The sequence below is a fragment of the Methylotenera sp. genome (assembly GCF_029945535.1).
Taxonomy (GTDB): Bacteria; Pseudomonadota; Gammaproteobacteria; order Burkholderiales; family Methylophilaceae; genus Methylotenera.
The window spans coordinates 18,784-37,781 of sequence record NZ_JAQSCU010000003.1 but is presented as its reverse complement, the minus strand read 5'-3'; the positions used below and the strand labels follow the sequence as shown (position 1 = coordinate 37,781).

Annotated in this window: 17 protein-coding genes; 14 read left to right on the top strand and 3 right to left on the bottom strand. The window is 42.3% G+C overall.

Annotated features, from left to right (window positions below):
- Window positions 1–270 precede the first annotated feature (270 nt).
- The 10 genes from PSU72_RS00605 to scpA all read left to right on the top strand — a co-directional run bounded on the left by PSU72_RS00605 (window position 271) and on the right by scpA (window position 10,964).
- On the top strand, window positions 271–1,536 hold the full coding sequence (locus PSU72_RS00605; protein ID WP_300429600.1) for a porin: 1,266 nt from the start codon (window positions 271–273) through the stop codon (window positions 1,534–1,536).
- Window positions 1,537–2,026: 490 nt separating this feature from the next.
- Entirely contained in the window at window positions 2,027–2,509 is a 483-nt protein-coding gene (locus PSU72_RS00600) for an MSMEG_0572/Sll0783 family nitrogen starvation response protein (RefSeq protein WP_300429598.1), read from the top strand.
- Window positions 2,510–2,551: 42 nt separating this feature from the next.
- Window positions 2,552–3,562, top strand: coding sequence for a Nit6803 family nitrilase (locus tag PSU72_RS00595; protein WP_300429596.1), 1,011 nt, complete (start codon window positions 2,552–2,554; stop codon window positions 3,560–3,562).
- The gene (locus tag PSU72_RS00590) at window positions 3,549–4,679 is read left to right on the top strand and encodes an MSMEG_0568 family radical SAM protein (RefSeq protein ID WP_300429594.1); all 1,131 of its coding nucleotides are present in this window, start codon (window positions 3,549–3,551) and stop codon (window positions 4,677–4,679) included. Before PSU72_RS00595 ends, PSU72_RS00590 begins: the two co-directional genes overlap by 14 nt.
- A gap of 5 nt (window positions 4,680–4,684) precedes the next feature.
- Window positions 4,685–5,305, top strand: coding sequence for an MSMEG_0567/Sll0786 family nitrogen starvation N-acetyltransferase (locus PSU72_RS00585; RefSeq protein ID WP_300429592.1), 621 nt, complete (start codon window positions 4,685–4,687; stop codon window positions 5,303–5,305).
- A gap of 2 nt (window positions 5,306–5,307) precedes the next feature.
- Window positions 5,308–6,327, top strand: a complete 1,020-nt coding sequence (locus tag PSU72_RS00580) for a sll0787 family AIR synthase-like protein (protein ID WP_300429589.1) — start codon at window positions 5,308–5,310, stop codon at window positions 6,325–6,327.
- Window positions 6,328–6,346: 19 nt separating this feature from the next.
- Window positions 6,347–6,631, top strand: coding sequence for an MSMEG_0570 family nitrogen starvation response protein (locus PSU72_RS00575; RefSeq protein ID WP_300429587.1), 285 nt, complete (start codon window positions 6,347–6,349; stop codon window positions 6,629–6,631).
- A 45-nt stretch (window positions 6,632–6,676) separates the two neighbouring features.
- Window positions 6,677–7,990: an MSMEG_0569 family flavin-dependent oxidoreductase gene (locus PSU72_RS00570; protein ID WP_300429584.1), complete on the top strand. Its 1,314-nt coding sequence runs from the start codon at window positions 6,677–6,679 to the stop codon at window positions 7,988–7,990.
- 17 nt (window positions 7,991–8,007) lie between these two features.
- Window positions 8,008–8,841 (top strand): Pnap_2097 family protein, encoded by an 834-nt coding sequence (locus PSU72_RS00565; protein ID WP_300429625.1) that lies wholly within the window; start codon window positions 8,008–8,010, stop codon window positions 8,839–8,841.
- Window positions 8,842–8,846: 5 nt separating this feature from the next.
- Entirely contained in the window at window positions 8,847–10,964 is a 2,118-nt protein-coding gene (scpA, locus tag PSU72_RS00560; protein WP_300429581.1) for a methylmalonyl-CoA mutase, read from the top strand.
- Window positions 10,965–11,068: 104 nt separating this feature from the next.
- On the opposite strand, the gene PSU72_RS00555 is transcribed toward scpA, so the two are convergent.
- On the bottom strand, window positions 11,069–11,791 hold the full coding sequence (locus PSU72_RS00555; RefSeq protein ID WP_300429580.1) for a cysteine hydrolase: 723 nt from the start codon (window positions 11,789–11,791) through the stop codon (window positions 11,069–11,071).
- 131 nt (window positions 11,792–11,922) lie between these two features.
- On the opposite strand from PSU72_RS00555, the gene PSU72_RS00550 reads away from it, so the two are divergent.
- Both PSU72_RS00550 and fliD read left to right on the top strand, forming a co-directional pair.
- Window positions 11,923–12,744 carry an AraC family transcriptional regulator gene (locus tag PSU72_RS00550; RefSeq protein ID WP_300429578.1) on the top strand — a complete coding sequence of 274 codons (822 nt, stop codon included), beginning with the start codon at window positions 11,923–11,925 and terminating at the stop codon, window positions 12,742–12,744.
- 237 nt (window positions 12,745–12,981) lie between these two features.
- A complete protein-coding gene (gene fliD / locus PSU72_RS00545; RefSeq protein WP_300429576.1) occupies window positions 12,982–14,388 on the top strand; it encodes a flagellar filament capping protein FliD in 1,407 nt (468 codons plus the stop codon).
- Between the two features lie 114 nt (window positions 14,389–14,502).
- Here the strand turns inward: fliD and PSU72_RS00540 are convergent, their stop codons facing one another.
- Window positions 14,503–15,927 (bottom strand): amidase, encoded by a 1,425-nt coding sequence (locus PSU72_RS00540; RefSeq protein ID WP_300429574.1) that lies wholly within the window; start codon window positions 15,925–15,927, stop codon window positions 14,503–14,505.
- A gap of 127 nt (window positions 15,928–16,054) precedes the next feature.
- Here PSU72_RS00540 and PSU72_RS00535 point away from each other — a divergent pair, with 127 nt between their 5' ends.
- Window positions 16,055–16,630, top strand: a complete 576-nt coding sequence (locus PSU72_RS00535; RefSeq protein WP_300429572.1) for a TetR/AcrR family transcriptional regulator — start codon at window positions 16,055–16,057, stop codon at window positions 16,628–16,630.
- Between the two features lie 491 nt (window positions 16,631–17,121).
- Here the strand turns inward: PSU72_RS00535 and PSU72_RS00530 are convergent, their stop codons facing one another.
- A complete protein-coding gene (locus PSU72_RS00530) occupies window positions 17,122–17,772 on the bottom strand; it encodes a TetR/AcrR family transcriptional regulator (protein ID WP_300429570.1) in 651 nt (216 codons plus the stop codon).
- A gap of 295 nt (window positions 17,773–18,067) precedes the next feature.
- On the opposite strand from PSU72_RS00530, the gene PSU72_RS00525 reads away from it, so the two are divergent.
- Window positions 18,068–18,994 carry an SDR family NAD(P)-dependent oxidoreductase gene (locus tag PSU72_RS00525; protein ID WP_300429567.1) on the top strand — a complete coding sequence of 309 codons (927 nt, stop codon included), beginning with the start codon at window positions 18,068–18,070 and terminating at the stop codon, window positions 18,992–18,994.
- The last annotated feature ends 4 nt before the right edge of the window (window positions 18,995–18,998 follow it).

The following is an 18,998-nucleotide window of genomic DNA, read 5'->3' as shown; positions in this document are numbered from 1 at the left end:
CTGACAGTAGCAACATAGTAGTGCTTTGCTTGCGCTTTAGCGCTCATTTAGTGCATTAAACTTTACTTTTTTAAGCACTAAAATAATTCGCATGAAATTCCTAAATTATTTTCTCTCTCACAAAAGCATATTACCAAATTATGATTGTATATTGATTGCATTTTAATATTTTTTTGATGGCATATTGATTGCTAAGTGCATTTGCTACGCAGACATAAAGCTCATTAGCTTATTTGCGTTAGGCATCAAACTTAACCATCGGAGAAAATTATGTCACCATCAAAAAAATATGGTCGCTCTTTGCCACTATATAGAAGTAAAGCACTATCCCTTGCGGTAATCTCAACATTGGCTACCTCATTAAGCTTATCCACGCTTACTGCGCAGGCAGGACCAACAATTAATTTCGGAGATGATAAGTCGCTTACCTTAGGGCTAGGGCTTCGTGCGGCTTATACAAATGCTGAAGATGGATCGCCTAGCGGAAAATCAAGATCGAGTGATTTTGATGTCTATAGTGCCCGTGTATTTACCAGTGCAAGTCTAAGTAAATATATCAAAGGCACACTCAATCTTGATGCCACAGCAGGCGCTGAAAGTAGCTTCGGCAGTGCTAGAAAAGGAGTGGGTGATAAGTTTCAAGTATTCGATGCAATTGCTCAGTTTGAGTTTTCGCCAGAATTTAATATTTGGGCTGGTCGTATGCTTGTGCCTAATGATCGTGGGAATATGGACGGTCCATATTATTTAAGTACATGGCTCTACCCAGCTCTCGTAGCAAGATACCCTAGCCAGACCAACGGCCGCGATACGGGTGTTACGGTTTGGGGTAAGCTGAACGAGGCGCATTTTACATACTCGGCTGGCGCCTTTGATGGACATAACAACGTAAGTGGTGCATCAAGCGAAGATAGCAATTTGCTATATGCCACACGCCTGCAATATGATTTTTGGGATGCTAATCCTGTGCCAGCTTATTTCACAGCAAGCACCTTGTATGGCAAGGAGATTTTATCTATAGCAGTGGCTGCAAACTATCAAAAAGATGGAGTGGGTAGCAATACCGCAAAAGGAGATTACCTAGGTTACAACATTGATGCTCTAATTGAACATGACATCGGTATTGGCTCACTCGATCTGGAGGGGGCTATCTATAAATTTGATACTGATGGTAAGTCGGATGTTGCTTCAAGCTTTGGTGGAGCGGGTTCAACGGCTAATGTAGGTGGTATTGCAGCTGGTAAAGCTTACTTGGCGAGTGTTGCTTTGCTGTTCCCTCAGAAAATTGGTTGGGGTAAGTTTCAACCTTATGCGCGCTTTATGAAGTTTGATGCTGATTCAACGCAAGGTGACGGTGTGAGTTCTTTAAATGCTTCATCAAGTGATAGCAAGCAATACGACCTAGGCACGAACTACATTATTGACGGACATAATGCGCGCTTAAGCGCAACATACACTAAAAACAAGTTTGATGGTGCCGTAGCAAGCAATACCAGTACTGATAAATTCACTATCGGTGTGCAGTTGCAATTTTAATTACCATCCGCTTAACAAGTAATGATGTTGGCGCAAATTCCAAGTGTATTTGCGCCTATATTTCATATCAGCAATCTTTCCGTCATCTCGCCCATAAGCCTATTCTTAATGGCATAAATGTTATGCCAAGATACTTTATCGCATAATAAAATACAAGTGATTGCATTTTAAAGTTACCTGGATGCATATGCTCGCATTCAACTTATTAAATCCCTATTAAAGTGCATAAACGCTTATTTTGCGCCATTAAAGTGCGTAATGAGTTCATTTTTAAATCTATAAATTTATGTGAATTTTGCTTTTAAAAAAATATTTAGCGTCTAAAAAACCATATTAATACATTTTGATTGCACATTGATTGCATATTAATAATCTAATGGTGGCATATTGATTGCTAGTATTTACTTTGTATTCATCAGAAATGCTTGAATTTGAGCTTTCATAAAATACCTAATTCTATATTTTCAGTCAATTTAAACGGAGAAATACTATGCCAGCAGTCACTAAACCAGCTCATCAAAAAGGTGATTTTTTTGTAGATTACGAAGAAAAAGTATTCGAGGATGTTAAGGCTCAGCCAGGACAAAAAGCACTCGTTACATTCCATACAGTTGCATTCGAAGGTTCAATCGGCTTCGTCAACATGTTGCAAGCCACCCGACTGCTGCGTAAAGGCTTTGAAACATCAATTCTTTTGTACGGCCCAGGCGTGACGCTTGGCCTTCAGCGTGGTTTCCCTACTCTTGGTGATGAAGCATTCCCAGGTCACCTAAACTTCAACAACCAATTAACAAAGTTCATGAGCGAAGGGGGCAAAGTGTACGCATGTCGATTTGCATTACAGGCGCTTTACGGCCATGGCGAACCTTCATTAATCCCAGGTATCCGCCCAATTGCTCCACAAGATGTTTTGGATTTGAAATTACTGATGATTCAAGACAATGCCGTAATTATCGACACGTGGACTGTTTAATTTTTTAATTTGTATTTTTGATTTAAAGGGTTGGGTATTGATATGCCAGAAAAAAGAGTAATTCGCGCTGCTGCTGTACAAATTTCACCTGATTTTGAACGTGCAGATGGCACTCTCAAAAAAGTTTGTGATGCAATTGATGAGGCAGCAAGCAAAGGTGTTCAACTGATTGTGTTTCCTGAAACCTTTGTACCTTACTATCCTTACTTTTCTTTCATACAGCCACCGATGGCGCAAGGCGCTGATCATTTAAAGCTATATGAGCAAGCTGTAGTTGTGCCTGGCCCCGTGACTTATGCTGTTTCTGAGCGCGCGCGTATGCACAAAATGGTAGTGGTACTGGGTGTGAATGAACGTGACTTTGGTAGCTTATACAATACTCAACTCATTTTTGATACTGATGGAGAGCTAATACTCAAGCGAAGAAAAATCACACCGACCTATCATGAACGGATGATTTGGGGGCAAGGTGATGCGTCTGGTCTTAAAGTTGCTCAAACTAAAATTGCTCGTGTTGGAGCACTTGCTTGTTGGGAGCATTACAACCCTTTAGCACGCTACGCATTAATGACACAGCATGAAGAAATCCACTGTAGTCAATTTCCAGGTTCTTTAGTAGGTCAAATTTTTGCTGACCAGATGGATGTCAGCATTCGTCACCACGCCTTGGAGTCTGGTTGTTTTGTGGTGAACGCCACTGGCTGGCTAACTGAGGATCAAATTAATGCGATCACCACCGACCCAAAATTACAGAAGTCATTACGTGGCGGCTGTAATACTGCAATCATTTCGCCTGAAGGGGTTCATTTGGCACCACCATTAACTGAAGGTGAGGGCATGGTCATTGCCGACTTGGACATGGCACTGATTACCAAACGTAAGAGAATGATGGACTCCGTAGGTCATTACGCTAGACCTGAGTTGCTTAGCTTAGCGATTAACGACAGGCCAGCAACTTATACCAACGAAATGCATGCACAAATGCCGCCCTTTAATGCTCAAGCTACAAGTAGCCCATTCTCAACCAAAGAAGGAGTGAATGATGTCGAGTAATGCTCAACTAGCGCTAAATAATGCAGTATCAAATAGTCAGCAACTTCGTACTGAATTACAGTCAGTCGGTTTACGATTAATTCAAACTGATGTTGGCGTAAAAAGCCGTCGCGGAGGCGCTGGACCGTCAGATCATAAAGCCGTGACGATTGATGGCGTGACCATCATGGTGCCAGTACATACCAATACCGCTTGGAACTCGCCGTTTTTGGTTGAAACAACTGATGGAAAAAGCACGCTTAAACGCGGTGCGATACCGATTACTAGTATCAGTTTCCCAAAAACACCTAAATTTTATGCTTTAGCAACCACAGACGGTATCCCTTACTCTCATATTGCTACGTTGCATAGTGATGATGTACTAGCAACCACTGTTTTACAAACTTGCATACGTTATGAAAATCGCAAAAAAGCTTGTCAGTTCTGTTCAATTGGACAATCACTTGCGGCAGGCAGAACAATTGCTCACAAAACACCACAACAGCTAGCAGAAGTTGCATTTGCAGCCGTTAAGCTCGATGGTATCAAACACATGATACTTACAACAGGCACGCCTGCTACAAAAGATCGTGGTGCTCAAATTTTATGCGACAGCGTTGCTGCGATTAAAGCAGCCGTAGATATACCAATCCAAGTGCAGTGTGAGCCACCAGACTCTCATGAATGGTTTGAAAAAATGAAAGCTGTTGGAGTGGACTCATTAGGCATGCATTTGGAGGCCGTGACTCCAGCAGTGCGCGAAAAGATTATGCCAGGCAAGGCCAGCGTATCCCTTGAGTATTACATGGAGTCATTCCAGCACGCTGTTAAAGTGTTTGGTCGTGCTCAAGTAAACACCTATATCTTAGCTGGTCTGGGTGATAGTGCTGAAGATATTCTTAACATGTCTAGCAAGCTCATAGAAATTGGAGTTTATCCATTTGTTGTGCCCTTTGTGCCAATTAGCGGCACACCTTTAGAAGACCACCCTGCACCAAGCAAAGAGTTTATGGCATCGATACTTAAGCCACTCGGTGAAATGCTCATTAAAAACGACATGCGATCAGTTGATATTAAAGCTGGTTGTGGCAAATGCGGAGCGTGTTCAACGCTCTCTTCCTACGAAGTTACCGTTTAGGAGTCATGAAAATGCTGATGGAATCAAACTTATGTACTGCCATTTTAGATAATGGTTTTGCATCTTCATTAAGCGAATATTTAACCTTTAAGCAAGAAGTTCCTTTCGCTACTTACACTCCAGTCGAGTATTTAGTTAAGTGGGCCACTTTGCCTTGGGAGGAGTCTGAAGCGTATCAATTGCGGCGTGATGTGTTTTGTGAAGAGCAGGGAATTTTTGCTGAAGATGACAGGGATGCTACAGATGATAGAGCGCAATTGATTATTGCTTTAGCCTGCATTGCAGGCATGCCAGATCAGGTGGTTGGTACAGTGAGAATACATGAAGATGCGCCTGGTCTTTGGTATGGCTCAAGATTAGCAGTACATGAAGATTTTAGGAATCAAGGAAAGCTAGGAGCAACATTAATTAAGCTTGCGGTTACTAGCGCTAATGCAATAGGTTGCCATACGTTTTTAGCGCACGTACAAAGTCAAAATGTACCGCTTTTTAGACGTTTGCATTGGAGTATTTTAAAAGAGGAAACCATACTCGGCCGCTCTCATCATTTAATGCAGGCAAACCTTGATAAATATCCGCCTTGCCTTACGCCGCAAAGTGGTTTTGTTATTCAGTCTAAGCACTAGTTATGGCACTCGTAGATATAGTTAGAGCCCTGAGAACTAGCCGCTATTTTCAGCATAAAACAGATATAGCTGGAGTACTCGCAACCTTAGGCAACACGCTACCAGGTGGTATGGATGATATGTCGCAGGCAATCGCTGTTGGGGATGATACTGCTGCCATCAAAGATGGAGACGGTTATCTATTGCTAGCCATTGAAGGCTTAGTCAGTGAGTTTGTTCGTGAAATGCCTTGGTTTGCTGGTTATAGCGGCGTCATGGTCAATATCAGCGACATTTATGCAATGGGCGGTCGACCAACCGCAGTGGTCAATGCTTTATGGAGTGATGGCACAGTTAATGCCGAACAAGTATTAAAAGGCATGGCGACTGCCTCGAAAATATATGGTGTTCCAATTGTAGGTGGGCATACCAATACACGTGCAAATCAAGGGCAGTTAGCTGTATCGATATTAGGTCGAGCAAATAAATTACTTTCCAGTTTCAATGCAAAACCTGGCGATAGACTGCTAATGGCTGTTGATATGCGTGGAAAGTTTGAAGGCATCTATCCGTATTGGAATGCCTCTGCTAGGGCCGCGCCTGAGCGACTGAGAGCGGACTTGGAAATATTGCCGCAGTTGGCTGAGTCTGGGCTATGTGATGCAGCCAAGGACATTAGCATGGCAGGTGTATTAGGAACTGCACTCATGTTGCTTGAATGCTCAAAAGTAGGTGCAGTCATCAATATGAACAGTCTGCCTACACCACCAAGTGTACCTATTCTTCGTTGGCTATCTGCATTTCCTAGTTACGGTTTTTTACTCTCCGTCAGGCCAGAAAATGAAGCTAAAGTTTGTGAAAAATTTCACGAACGAAACCTCACATGCGTAAGCATAGGCGATGTAAACAACACTAATAACGTAACACTTACCAGCGACGGTGAAGATGACGCAGTGCTTTGGAACTTTCTCGACTCAGCATTCATTTTGCCGCCTGAGTTAAAGTTAAAAACAAAAACAGTTGCGAAGTCATTTTTAAATTAAGAATATTAAGGATCCAATTATGCCAGTTGTTAATTTTCATATTGTTTGGCCAGACCAAACCGAAGCGAAATGTTACTCCCCATCTTCTACTATTAAAGAGTACCTCTCGGAAGGCAAAACCTACCCCTTAGAGGAGTTTATGAATCTAGCTAGAGATGGTTTAAATGCTGCATCTGAACGTGTACGGGCCGTTTATGGCTATGCCTGCTCTTCCGCTCAGGATCAGTTGGAGATTCTCGAACACGATTCGATTAAATTTAAAGATATGACTGATGCCAAAGTTCAAGTCATCAAGTTTAGTTGAAATATATCTATAGACATCAATACTTAAGATTATAAGGAATTTAATATGTCAGAAATTACCCAAATCAATGCAGCACATCAATCAAAACCCCAACACTTCAGTGTGATTATCGTTGGTGGTGGGCAAGCAGGTTTATCAATGAGCTATTATTTACAGCAAAATAATATTGACCATTTAGTTGTAGAAAAAAACACAGTTACGCACACTTGGCGTACCCAGCGATGGGACACTTTCTGTTTAGTAACGCCAAACTGGCAATGCGACCTGCCTGGTTATCCATACCAAGGGGATGACCCGAATGGATTCATGGTTAAAGATGAAATCATTGAATATTTAGATGGTTTTATAAAGATGGTTAATGCGCCAGTACTTGAAGGTGTTGAGGTTAAGTCGATTAAACCAAAAAAATATAGTGGCGTTAATAATGGATTCGATGTGGTTACTTCAACTGGATCTTACACCGCAGATCAAGTCGTAGTTGCATCTGGTGGTTACCATACCCCTATCATTCCTAGACTTGCTGAGCGTTTACCCAATGGAATTAAACAAATTCATTCTGAGCAATATAAAAATCCACAAGCATTGCCAGAAGGTAATGTGTTGGTTGTTGGTTCAGGCCAGTCTGGTGCGCAAATAGCTGAAGACTTGCATTTGACTGGTAGAAAAGTCTTTTTAGCTGTTGGTGACTCACCTCGTTGCGCACGTTTCTATCGTGGTAAAGATGTCGTTGACTGGCTGTGCGATATGAATTACTACGACATGCCTGTGAATGAACATCCACTCCGTGAAGGTGTGCGAGATAATTCAAATCATTACTTAACTGGTCGAGATGGAGGTCGTGACATAGACCTTAGAAAGTTTGCTAATGAAGGTATGGAGTTATACGGCCGTTTGGATGGCTTAGAGGCTGGAGTACTTAAATTCGCACCTGACTTAGTTGAAAAGTTAGACGAGGCGGACCATGTGTATAACCGAATCAACGCGGGTATCGATAAGTTTATATTGGAAAATAATATAGATGCACCGCCAAGCAGTGCCTATGAGGCCGTTTGGAAGCCATCAGCAGAGCGTACAAACCTAGATGTTGTTGCTGAAGGTATTACAACTATAATTTGGTGCATAGGCTTTAAGCCAGATTTTAGCTGGGTGGATGCCCCAGTGTTCAATGGTAGAGGAAATCCTGAGCATACGCGTGGAGTCACTCCGCATTCAGGACTGTATTTTATTGGTCTTCCATGGTTACATACATGGGGTTCGGGGAGATTTTCAGGGATTAGCCGAGATGCGCATTATCTAGCTGAACACATTAAAGCACGTCAAATGCAATCCGCAACTCCAAAAACAATGGTTGCCGTCTAATGTATAACGCAACCTTGATGAACGTAAAAAATTTGTCTGTTGATAGTCAGACTGGGGTTTATTTCGCTGGAATGCCTCAGCTTGCTTATCAGGGCCTATCCGAGAACTGGTTGCTAAAAGAGTGTGGGCACAGGCATTGGATGGGGCTGGCAAGCTTGAGTGGAAAGCGCCAGCCAGACTTCTGTGATTTGAATGGCAACAAGTCTTACGCTGCTTTTACAGCAGTTCGAATCACATCAGCAAAGCTTCATGAGGTTGTAGAAAATCAAAGATTTAGTATTTCTAGCCAAGTATCTAAAGCAGGTCAGGCCAGATATTACAGCTCGCATCAACTCATATCTGGCAGTGATGTATCCCACATTGAAATGCTATCAACCTTTGTTTTCAGACGTGAGGCTGGCAATAATCAAACCGTAAGCCGTGCTAATTTCATAAACCCCAATATTAGCGAACCAGAATCAGAAGCAAGCGAATTAATGCAGCAAGTAAAGATAATTCGTACTGAGGTATGGGATAAGTATTTAGGAGTTCTACGTAGCTCAAAAAGCACACTCAAAGAAATTGAATTCTCACCATGCCCGAACAATGATTTTAATGGCGCTAATTTCTTGTACTTTGCTAGTTTCCAAGCATTTATTGATAGGGCCGAATGGGCGTGGTTTAACGCTAAGGATTTACCATCAATTTCAGACCGACATATGTTTTTCTATGGAAATATAAACGTCGGCGACAAGTTAAAGATAAGACTATGTGCAATAAATAATAATGCCAAATTTATTACACACTGGTGCGAAATATACGGAAATGGTTTAAAAATAGCAGATGTATTCACCAGAAAACAAAGAATTTAAACCAAATGAAAAATCAAAACAACTTAGTCGCATCCGCAAACGACCACTCTGTGTACCTTGAGATTAATCAATCTAAATCACTTTCAAGCAAAATCGAAATTAAATCGCTATACACGGCTGAGGATACTAGCGATTTACCTCATTTAAATAGCCAGCCTGGCGAGGTCCCTTTTCTACGTGGTCCCTATAAATCCATGTATACAGAAAAGCCTTGGACGATTAGACAATATGCAGGTTTTGCGGATGCAAACGACACCAACCGCTTGTTTCAACAAGCATTGGCAGAAGGCAGTCAGGGGCTATCCATCGCGTTTGATTTGCCAACCCATCGGGGTTACGATTCTGACCATACATTAGCAGGTGCAGATGTTGGTATGTCGGGAGTTGCAATTGATAGTGTTGAGGATATGAAGCGACTTTTGGCTAACATTCCACTTGATAAAATCTCCGTCTCAATGACAATGAGTGGTGCTGTGTTACCAATTTTAGCAGCATTTATAGTGGCTGCGGAAGAGTCGGGAGTTTCAGCTGAAAGGCTTTCTGGCACTATTCAAAATGATATTCTCAAAGAGTTTATGGTAAGAAATACCTATATATTCGCACCTCAGCCATCAATGAGAGTCGCGGCAGATGTGGTGGAGTATGTAGCGAAAAATATGCCGCGCTTCAATGCAATGTCGATTTCTGGCTATCACTTTCAAGAGGCAGGTGCAGATCCAATACTAGAGCTTGCACTAACTCTTGCAAATGGCCGTGAATATGTAAAACACGCCGTACAGCGCGGACTAAATGTAGATCAGTTTTGTGAAAAACTAAGTTTCTTTTTTGGAGTTGGTTCCGATTTTTATCTAGAAGTAGCAAAACTCAGAGCTGCAAGAGTTTTATGGTGTGAAATAGTTGAGAGTGTTGGAGGCACATCAGCTAAAGCCAAAGCTTTACGTATGCATTGCCAAACTTCTGGTTGGTCATTGACTGCTCAAGAGCCCATGAACAATATTGCGAGAACGACGCTACAATCTCTAGCTGCTATTTTTGGTGGTACACAGTCTTTGCATACTAACTCTTACGATGAAGCCATTTCATTGCCTTCAGAGGGTTCGTCTAGGATAGCCCGCAATACCCAACTAATTATTCAACATGAAACTGGCATATGCGATGTAATCGACCCTTGGGCTGGTTCTTACATGATGGAATCATTAACCGCAAATGTTGTAGAAAAAGTTAAATCTATTATTACTGAAATCGATGAAGAAGGCGGTGTTGTTAAAGCTTTGGAGTCAGGTTGGATAAACAGACATATTCAAACCACTGCTGCCACGACCCAAGCAAATGTAGATAATGGTAAGCATGTAATAGTTGGGTTAAATCAGCATAACAGCGTTGCGAGCCATCAATCCACCGAGTATTTAAATATAGATAGCTCGAGAATACGTAGTCAACAAATTGACAACCTGATTCAATTAAAATCAAATCGCGACCAACTTGCCGTTAAAAGGGCACTAAACAGCTTAACTAATATTGCTAAAACCTCAAGCGGGAACTTGCTCGACGCAACTATTCATGCAATTAAAGCGCGTGCAACGATTGGCGAATGTATTGAGGCATTAGAAAAGGTGTGGCAAAGACATTCTAAAGCACCGTCTTATGTTTCCGGCATATATAAAGATTGCATGAAGAGTAACGAAGGCTGGGAAAGTTGCTGTATCAGAGTAAACGATTTAGCAATCAAACTCAAAAGAAAGCCTGCAATACTTATTGCAAAATTGGGGCAGGATGGACACGATAGAGGCGCAAATGTAATCGCTGCTGCGTTAACTGATGTGGGGTTCGAAGTCCACCAACTACCTATGTTTCAGTCTATAGAACAAACTGTAAGCGAAGCAGTTCAACGTAATGTTGATGTTATTGGTGTTTCAAGTTTAGTCGGAACTCACCTAGAGTTATTGCCAGTATTAACATCAGTCCTCAAAAAATATCAAAAGAAATTTCATATCGTTATAGGAGGCGTAATCCCAGAAGAGCATATTAAAACGCTACATAGTCATGGTGTCGCTGCGGTGTTCAAATCAGGGGATAGTATTACCGATATAGCTAATGAATTAGTAAATTTATTTAACATCTAAAGCTAGATGCTATTAAATAATAATGACATAAGACGATTACGTTAGTTGGGCAAAGTCTTATGTCATTAATCCATCAAGATTTTCTATAATTGAAACTACTATACTCAACCTAATTTAGCCAAAGTCTCTTGAGTTGTCCATAACGCATTTGCAATAAAACGATAATTGATTATAGCGGCTAAATAACCATCTCCCTCAGGTGCCCGTGGACCTGCTGTTGCATCTCTAACTACAGCAACTTCAAATCCTTGTTCTAATAGTTCTCGCAAATGAGATTCCACGCATAGATTTGCCGCCATCCCAGCAAGAATAATTTGAGATACACCTTTCTTTCTAAGCTGTAATGCTAAATCGTTAGTTTCAGGGCCATAAATCTTATGGGGAGATGCAATAATAGTTTTACCATCCAATATGTACTGCTTATATTCGGGTAAGAAATCAGCACCTGAGTTTTCAAAACCTTCAAGTGTTAATGGTCCTTTGCGATCAAACATTCCAATACTATGCATTAACTTTTCCAACGCACCACCAAAGTCCCAATCATGGTCAGTTGGATAATAGTAATGAGGAGAAACAGCTACCGTGATGCCAGCTTTCTTTGCGCCTGCAAAGAGATTACCAATATTTTCAACTGTATTATTCTCGGTAATACTTTCCCCAAAAAAGGGCCATGTAACACCCGCTGGACTTAGAAAGTCGATTTGCGGATCTATAACTACTAAGGCTGTTCTAGATAAATCTAACTCCATGCCAGGTTTGGGCAAGACTGGATTTTTCGGATCTGCGTATAATGGATTTACATGTTTAATTTCCTGATGACTACTCATTTACAAGCTCCTAATTATTAAAATGTACTCACCAGGTGCAAATGGCTAACTAGATGAGTGAACAGATTATATTTTTTTAGTTACAAAGACCTTTTACTCAACGTACGGAATTTTTAACTGGGGATACCTAAATGGATGTTTTATCCGAATTCTTTGACCAAATCCATTTAAGTGGAAGATTATTTTTTGGAGGGAAGGTCATCGGCACACTCGAATTGGATAAGCCACCTGGCACTGCTTTTATTCACATATTGGATCAGGGAGGTATAGATCTTATCAGGCCAGGATGCACTACTATTCCGGTCCATGAGCCTAGTTTGTTACTCTGTCCGACGACCTGCCAATATAAATTAAGATCAAGAAGTCTATCGGGTAGCAACATCATCTGCGCATCCTTTGATTTTGGTGTACATATGGGGCAGACATTTCCACTTGGCATTACCGAAACCATCATTTTCCCATTTAGTGAAATTAAAAAAGGGATGCCTGCGATTTCCGCTCTAATCGAGGAGTTTAATGGTGATGAAATTGGCAGATTTAAAGCACTCAACACCCTGTTTGAATACATTCTAGTCTTATTGGTTAGAATGGCAGTGAGCAAACAACAAATCACTAAAGGTGTGCTGTATGCCATGCTAGACACTCATTTAGGTGCGGCATTACGAGCCATCCATGAACATCCAGAGGAGAATTGGAAGCTTGAGCAACTTGCAGATATTGTCTATATGTCCAGAACTAAATTTGCAACTTATTTCTTAAAAACGGTAGGCATATCACCAATTGGATATTTAACTGCTTGGAGAATCAAGGTTGCAAAAGATATGCTCTTAGAGGGTATTCAATTAAAGGTGATTGCATCTTCGACTGGATACAGCTCTCAGGCGGCCTTTACGCGAGCTTTTGCACGTGAAATTGGCATACCTCCAGCCGAGTGGGCAGGATTAAACAAATAAACGTTAAGGATGTGTCATAAAAAGACACATCACACATTATTTTGCCTACTTGCAGTGGCGTGGCTAATCTACGGGCTCTAAAAAGCAATATGAGGAATTGGTGGAACTTATGTCGTCATATTAGAAAATGACCCCTCAAAAAATAGTGTTCTAATCATGTCTTATGGATCGTGCTTATTTCCAATTCGCTCCTAAATACATGTTTGAGATGACATGTTCTAAACAAGGAGTCACAATATGAGCACTATCAATCTGTCGGCATATTTTACTAAATTTAGTACCAACACCACTGGCAATGCTTCTGTCGATGTATATGCAAAAGTTAGTAAAATTATGCAATCGCAAAATACAATAGCCCCAAAGTTAAATGCAGCATTGACCGCCGATAAAACAGTGCTTTCTGGACTAGGGCAACTACAAAGTGCATTGGCATCATTTCAGGGGGTTGCACAATCACTTTCTGGTAATGGCCTCAATCTATCGGCATCATCTTCTGCAGCAAATGTGTTATCCGCAGCCACCTCAAATAGCTCTGTTACAGGTACTTATGCAATCCAAGTGAATCAACTCGCACAAGGACATGTGTTGCAGTCCAATAAAATCGCAAGCCCAGATTTGGCAATTGGCTCTGCGGTATCAAGCAAGATTGTCTTCGAGTTTGGCACTACCTCAGGCAATACTTTTACAAAAAATGCAGCTATAACTCCCGCAAAAACAGTTGTTATTCCAAGCGGCAGTAATACCTTGCAAGGCATCGCTTCCGCCATTAATGAAGCCAATATCGGCGTGTCTGCCAAAGTGATCTCTAGTGGCACTGGTTATGCCCTTGAATTAAATTCACCTACAGGCGCCTCCAGTAGTATGCGTATCAATGTCAGCGGTGATTCAGCATTGCAGAATTTATTAACATACAATCCTGCAGGCGTTAAAAACTTAAACCAAACAGCAGCATCGCAAGATGCCACATTAACTATCAATGGCACGGCGATAAGCAGCCCAAGCAATACACTAACTAAAGCTTTACCCGGTACAACTTTGAACCTCACTTCAAAAGGGACAAGCGAACTGGTTGTTGCTCAAGGTTCTACGCAAGTTGCTAAAAACGTGACGGATCTAGTCAATGCTTACAATACATTGAATACAAAACTGAGCAGTTTGCAGCAAGGTGAACTGAAAGCTGACGGATCGGCTTTGCGCACGCAAAGTCAGCTCAAAGGTATTTTAGCTTCCAGTGCCCTTGGCTCAAATAGCACAACTGCACAGGCACTGACAAAGATAGGAGTTACTTCAGAGAAAAATGGTAGCTTGACAATCGATGCTAGTAAGTTACAAGAGGCTATTAGTTCGGATCCTGCCAGTGTAGCAAAGCTATTCACCAATAGTGGTTCAGGTATTGCTGATCATCTGGTCAGTCAAATTCAAGGAATGTTAAGTCCAGTTAGTGAGCTTAGCAAGAAAGTAGCGACTGTAAACCAAGACATTACGACACTTAATACGAAAAAAACCAGTCTTGAGAAAGCACTGACCACCCAAGCTAATGCATTGGTTAAGCTATATTCACAGCAAAATACACAGGGAAGTTCGACAGGGACTTCAAGCCAATCGTCAAATATAGGCAATTCGCTTTTCAATTTCTTAGTTTAGGGCAGTTTGTTATGCTCTATTCGCTCAAATGTGAACTTGGACATTATGATATATCTATTGAAACGGGTGAAGTCCAAATAGACTCTTACACAACTGTATAAGAGTCTCCAAATCTTACAAAGGTGGCCTTAAATCGCCCAAGCCCCCTTTACGTTCTAACAATGAACCTATACGGAGGATTGTGTCTTCATCAAGCCATTTGGAAACCAGCTGTATACCAATTGGCAGATTTTCAGAACTTATTGCAAACGGAACTGACAGGGCCGGTAACCCAGTTAAGTTAAAAGCAGATGTTGAACTCATAACATGCATCCAAGAAACTTTTTGGCCATTTACGATCAGTTCTTGTGCTCCATGAGGCGTAGCAGTCATTGGATTCACTGGGCAAAGTAGCACATCATATTTTTCGAAATATTTTGCAAATGCTGATTTAAGAGCTTCACCATTGGCTTCTGCCGCTAGGTAATCCGAAAAAGAAGGGTCTGCCATATCCACGATACCTTTGCCAATAAAATGTAATTCTGATTCGCGACCTGCGGCAAGTGCCTTTATGGAGGGTACCAACTCAGCATAAATCATTGTCGCTAGAGCGGATAATGGGTCATTCAGGAAAGGAAGGGTAACTTCCTCAACAATACAACCTAGATTAGCCAGTTGCGCGGCGGCATTCTTTACGGCCACGGTGATTTCTGGATCGACTGGTCCAAATGCCAATTCTGTTGCCCAGCCCACGCGAAGTGGTTGTCCTGAAATCCTCGTTAATCCCGGGCTGGCTTCCCTGGCATGCACAGCATACCCATCGACGCCATCGGTTCCTTTGATGATGGAGTAACCAAGAGCCACATCCCCAATTGTTCTAGCCATTGCGCCAACATGCCACCAACGTTGAATATTAGCAGGATAATGACCTGTGTAAGGAACACGTCCATGGGTTGCTTTCAGAGCAGCAATACCTGTGAATGCCGCAGGACCGCGTACGGAGATGGCTACATCACTGCCAATGCCGATGGGTGACATGCCTGCAGCAATGGCAGCTGATTCACCGCCAGATGATCCGCCGGGTGTCCTGTCAAGGTTCCAGGGATTATTGGTACGCCCTGTCACCAGATTATCTGTCTCTGTCCAGGCTGAGAATTCAGGTAAATTGGTTTTTGCTAGCAGGATGCCTCCGGCCGCCTTAAACCTAGCTACCGATGTCGCATCTTTTTCCGGTACATAATTCTCAAACAGCTTGGAGCCCCGTTTAGTCGGGACGCCGACGGTGTCTAGGGCGTCCTTTGCTGTGAATGGTACTCCATGAAGTGGCCCAAGCTTTGCACCGCTCATCACTGCTTTTTGGGCTTCATCTGCAGCATCCAATGCTTGCTCGCCCAGTAATGTAACAATGGCATTGACCTTAGGATTCACTGCAGCGATGCGATCCAGATGCGCTTGTACAACTTCGCGTGAGGTAATCTCTTTAGTCTTAATTAGACGAGCCAGGGTGGTGGCATCCATATAGTGAATCGGATTGCCTAGATTGCTGTTTTCTGTAGTCATTTTAGTTCTTCCAATCATGTTTAGTTAGTTTGTCTACCTACCAGTAGGTAGACAAGAAAGTCCATGATATACTAGATTTTATAAATGTGTCTATCTATTTGTAGGTAGAGAGGTGAAAGAGGGCAATATGACCGAGCAAAATGTGAAGCAAAAGATCATGGCACATGGCCGCACGACCGTGCAAGCCAAGGGTTACAGTGGTTTAAGTTTTAAAGAGTTGGCTAAGGATGTGGGCGTCAAAAGCTCAAGCATCCATTATTATTTCCCAACAAAAGGGGATTTGGGAGGGGCACTTGCTGCCCAGTACACGTCCGACTTCAAGGATTATCTCGATGGCGTCCTAGAAGAAGATTTAACTCCGGTAGAATGCCTTCAACGCTATACCAATGTATTTCGAGATACTTTACTAAATGAGAACCGGATGTGCCTTGGGGGAATCATGTCTGCGGAGCATCAGGAATTGCCAGTAGAAGTCAGGACAGAGGTTATTAGGTTTACGGAAATGAATGTGGACTGGATTCGTCAGGTGTTGTTATTGACGTTGGGTAAAAACGCTACAACGACTAAAGCACTAATAAACCAACAGGCCTTGGCAATATTCGCTGCGGTACAGGGTGCTCAGCTAGTATCCCGTGGACGCAATGATATATCTATATACGATACCGCCATCGAGACTTATAGATTTGTTGGATTGATACCATGATCTTGAAGTGCTTTCAATAACGTTCGGGACGAGTTAGTTGGCTCTAGTTTAATGAAGATCGTTAAACAACTACAAGAGCATATATTTGATACTAAAGAAATTACCCTGCTCAAACTATTCATAATGTTTCCTGGCTGAAAGAACACAATTTAAATATTTCAAATGTATTTGAATATTATAAAAGCTGACAACCATTGGGTGTCAGCTTTGGGCCCATAAGAGACCTTCGACTTGCCGTTCACATCAAAAAACGGAATAATGCGCATATGAATATTCTTTTTGTACAGATTCCTTAATTCATTCGTTATGTTCACAATCACCCATAGCTTAGAAGGATTTATGCGGTCGATATTTTTTTGTTTGTGATTCTCTTCCCGCTATCAGCATCGGCAGTTAGGCATTTGCGGACGCTCTGTAAAGTATTACTCCTTGTCTCCTGCACAGGTTGTGAGTAGACTAGTATCGTTACGTGGGTCAATAATCGATGCAATTTAACATCTTTCGTTAAACATCCCTTTAGGAGCCGCATTTCCACCCCGTGGCAGGAGCACTAAGTCGACCGCTTCCTCGGCATCTTTGAGAAGAGTCTTGCGCGGGATGCCTAGCAATGCACGCATGGTCAGGCCACGAACAAAATCAATGAGCTGGCTTGCGCGAACGGCCACAGGAAAGTCAGGCGGGATTTCTCCCGTGCTGACCCCGTCCCGGAAGCGATGTTCTACTAGCGCCGTGACGCCAGCCATTGCGTTCTGTAGGATCTCTTGGACCTTAACATCGTTCACGAGCGGGGCAACGCATAATGCGAGACATCCCTGGGCGGAGCCTTCTTCGGTCGCACTTTCGACGGCGGATCTCAGGAAACTGGCGAGGGAGTCGCGAAGGGTCTGCGGCGAGAGGAGTGCTTGCGTAACGCGCGCGCCCTTTTTTTCCGTATACGCCTGAAGAACGCGCAAGAATAATGTCTGTTTATTCCCAAAGATGGCATACAGGCTTGGCCGACCCACACCCATCCCAGCAACGAGATCGTCGATCGTCGCTCCGTCGTAGCCTTTCAACCAGAACACCTGAGTCGCCATTTCTAGCGCACGCCCCTCGTCGAAGCTACGTGGTCTCCCACAAGGTTTAACAGTATTTTGAAACATTTAGTTAGAAACTCCTTGACAGCGCTCGGTGCACCAATATATTCTAACTAAATAGTTCGAAATTAGCAAGGCGGCCCTGACTTCACAGGCGGGCTTGGTTCGAGCTTAACCCTAACCACGGAACAAATTATGAACCATTCTATCGCTCTCGTCACTGGCGCCACCTCCGTAGTCGGTTATGCGGCAGCCAGCCTGCTCGCCGCTAAGGTCTACTGCCAGTCCATCGTCACCGGGCGCAGTTTGGCTCGGTTAAAGGAAACGACCGCTCATTAATAACCTAAAAAGGATAGAAAACATGAACGAAAGTATATTAATAACTGGAGCAAATATTGGGCTTGGGAAAGAGACTGCCCGACAGTTGGCATTGAAAAAGGAAACAAAAAAGGTATTTCTTTTTTGTAGAAATCAAGCGAGAGCAGAGTTAGCAAAAAAAGACCTTGAGGAGAAAACTGGGAAAAAGATTTTTGAAATTATTATTGGGGATGTTACTGATGCAAATTCTGTAAGGAAAGCAGTAGAAGAAATAAAGGAACCTATCGATGCAATAATTTTAAATGCTGGTGGAGTAATTGGGAAAACGGCTGCGAATTTTACGTCTTCCGGTATGAATGAATTAGCTGCTACGAATATTTTAGGTAATGTAATTTTAGTGGAGGAATTAATTAAACGTGATAAGTTAAGAAAAGCAGTTCTAATAGTTAGTGCGGAAGCTGTTCCAGGAGTAAAGATGCTTGGAATAAAACCAGTTTCGATGAGGACTTCTTCTGTAGATGAGTTTGCTTCTGTTCTTGATGGATCATATTTTGGTAAGAAGTTCGATGCATTGCAGGCATACGCATATGTCAAATATGCAGCAACCATGTGGGCGTTATCAATGGCAAGAAAATATCCTAAGCTCAAGTTTATTGTTGTGAGCCCAGGCAATACAAAAGGAACTCAGGCGCCAAATAGTCTTCCCCCGCCAATGCGGTTTATGTTGAAGTATTTGATGATGCCTATTGTATTTCCTTTGATGGGCGGAATGGTGCATACGCTGGAAGTAGGAGCAAAACGCTTTGTAGATGCCATTTCGGATGAACGCTATAAAAGTGGCGTTTTTTATGCCAGCAAACAGGGTAAGTTATCAGGTGACGTGGTTGACCAAAGCACTTTTTTTACTGATTTGAAAAATACTTTATTTCAAGATAACGCCAACGAGGCAATTCACCGTTTCATAAATTAGGCCT

Excerpts from the sequence above, each read along its gene's own strand:
- PSU72_RS00590 (WP_300429594.1), top strand. The coding sequence starts at position 3,549 with ATGATGTCGAGTAATGCTCAACTAGCGCTAAATAATGCAGTATCAAAT.
- PSU72_RS00535 (WP_300429572.1), top strand. The coding sequence starts at position 16,055 with ATGACCGAGCAAAATGTGAAGCAAAAGATCATGGCACATGGCCGCACG.
- PSU72_RS00595 (WP_300429596.1), top strand. The coding sequence starts at position 2,552 with ATGCCAGAAAAAAGAGTAATTCGCGCTGCTGCTGTACAAATTTCACCT.
- PSU72_RS00585 (WP_300429592.1), top strand. The coding sequence starts at position 4,685 with ATGAAAATGCTGATGGAATCAAACTTATGTACTGCCATTTTAGATAAT.
- PSU72_RS00570 (WP_300429584.1), top strand. The coding sequence starts at position 6,677 with ATGTCAGAAATTACCCAAATCAATGCAGCACATCAATCAAAACCCCAA.
- PSU72_RS00580 (WP_300429589.1), top strand. The coding sequence starts at position 5,308 with ATGGCACTCGTAGATATAGTTAGAGCCCTGAGAACTAGCCGCTATTTT.
- fliD (WP_300429576.1), top strand. The coding sequence starts at position 12,982 with ATGAGCACTATCAATCTGTCGGCATATTTTACTAAATTTAGTACCAAC.
- PSU72_RS00525 (WP_300429567.1), top strand. The coding sequence starts at position 18,068 with ATGAACGAAAGTATATTAATAACTGGAGCAAATATTGGGCTTGGGAAA.
- PSU72_RS00605 (WP_300429600.1), top strand. The coding sequence starts at position 271 with ATGTCACCATCAAAAAAATATGGTCGCTCTTTGCCACTATATAGAAGT.
- PSU72_RS00565 (WP_300429625.1), top strand. The coding sequence starts at position 8,008 with ATGAACGTAAAAAATTTGTCTGTTGATAGTCAGACTGGGGTTTATTTC.
- PSU72_RS00600 (WP_300429598.1), top strand. The coding sequence starts at position 2,027 with ATGCCAGCAGTCACTAAACCAGCTCATCAAAAAGGTGATTTTTTTGTA.
- PSU72_RS00550 (WP_300429578.1), top strand. The coding sequence starts at position 11,923 with ATGGATGTTTTATCCGAATTCTTTGACCAAATCCATTTAAGTGGAAGA.
- PSU72_RS00530 (WP_300429570.1), bottom strand. The coding sequence starts at position 17,772 with ATGTTTCAAAATACTGTTAAACCTTGTGGGAGACCACGTAGCTTCGAC.
- PSU72_RS00575 (WP_300429587.1), top strand. The coding sequence starts at position 6,347 with ATGCCAGTTGTTAATTTTCATATTGTTTGGCCAGACCAAACCGAAGCG.
- scpA (WP_300429581.1), top strand. The coding sequence starts at position 8,847 with ATGAAAAATCAAAACAACTTAGTCGCATCCGCAAACGACCACTCTGTG.
- PSU72_RS00555 (WP_300429580.1), bottom strand. The coding sequence starts at position 11,791 with ATGAGTAGTCATCAGGAAATTAAACATGTAAATCCATTATACGCAGAT.
- PSU72_RS00540 (WP_300429574.1), bottom strand. The coding sequence starts at position 15,927 with ATGACTACAGAAAACAGCAATCTAGGCAATCCGATTCACTATATGGAT.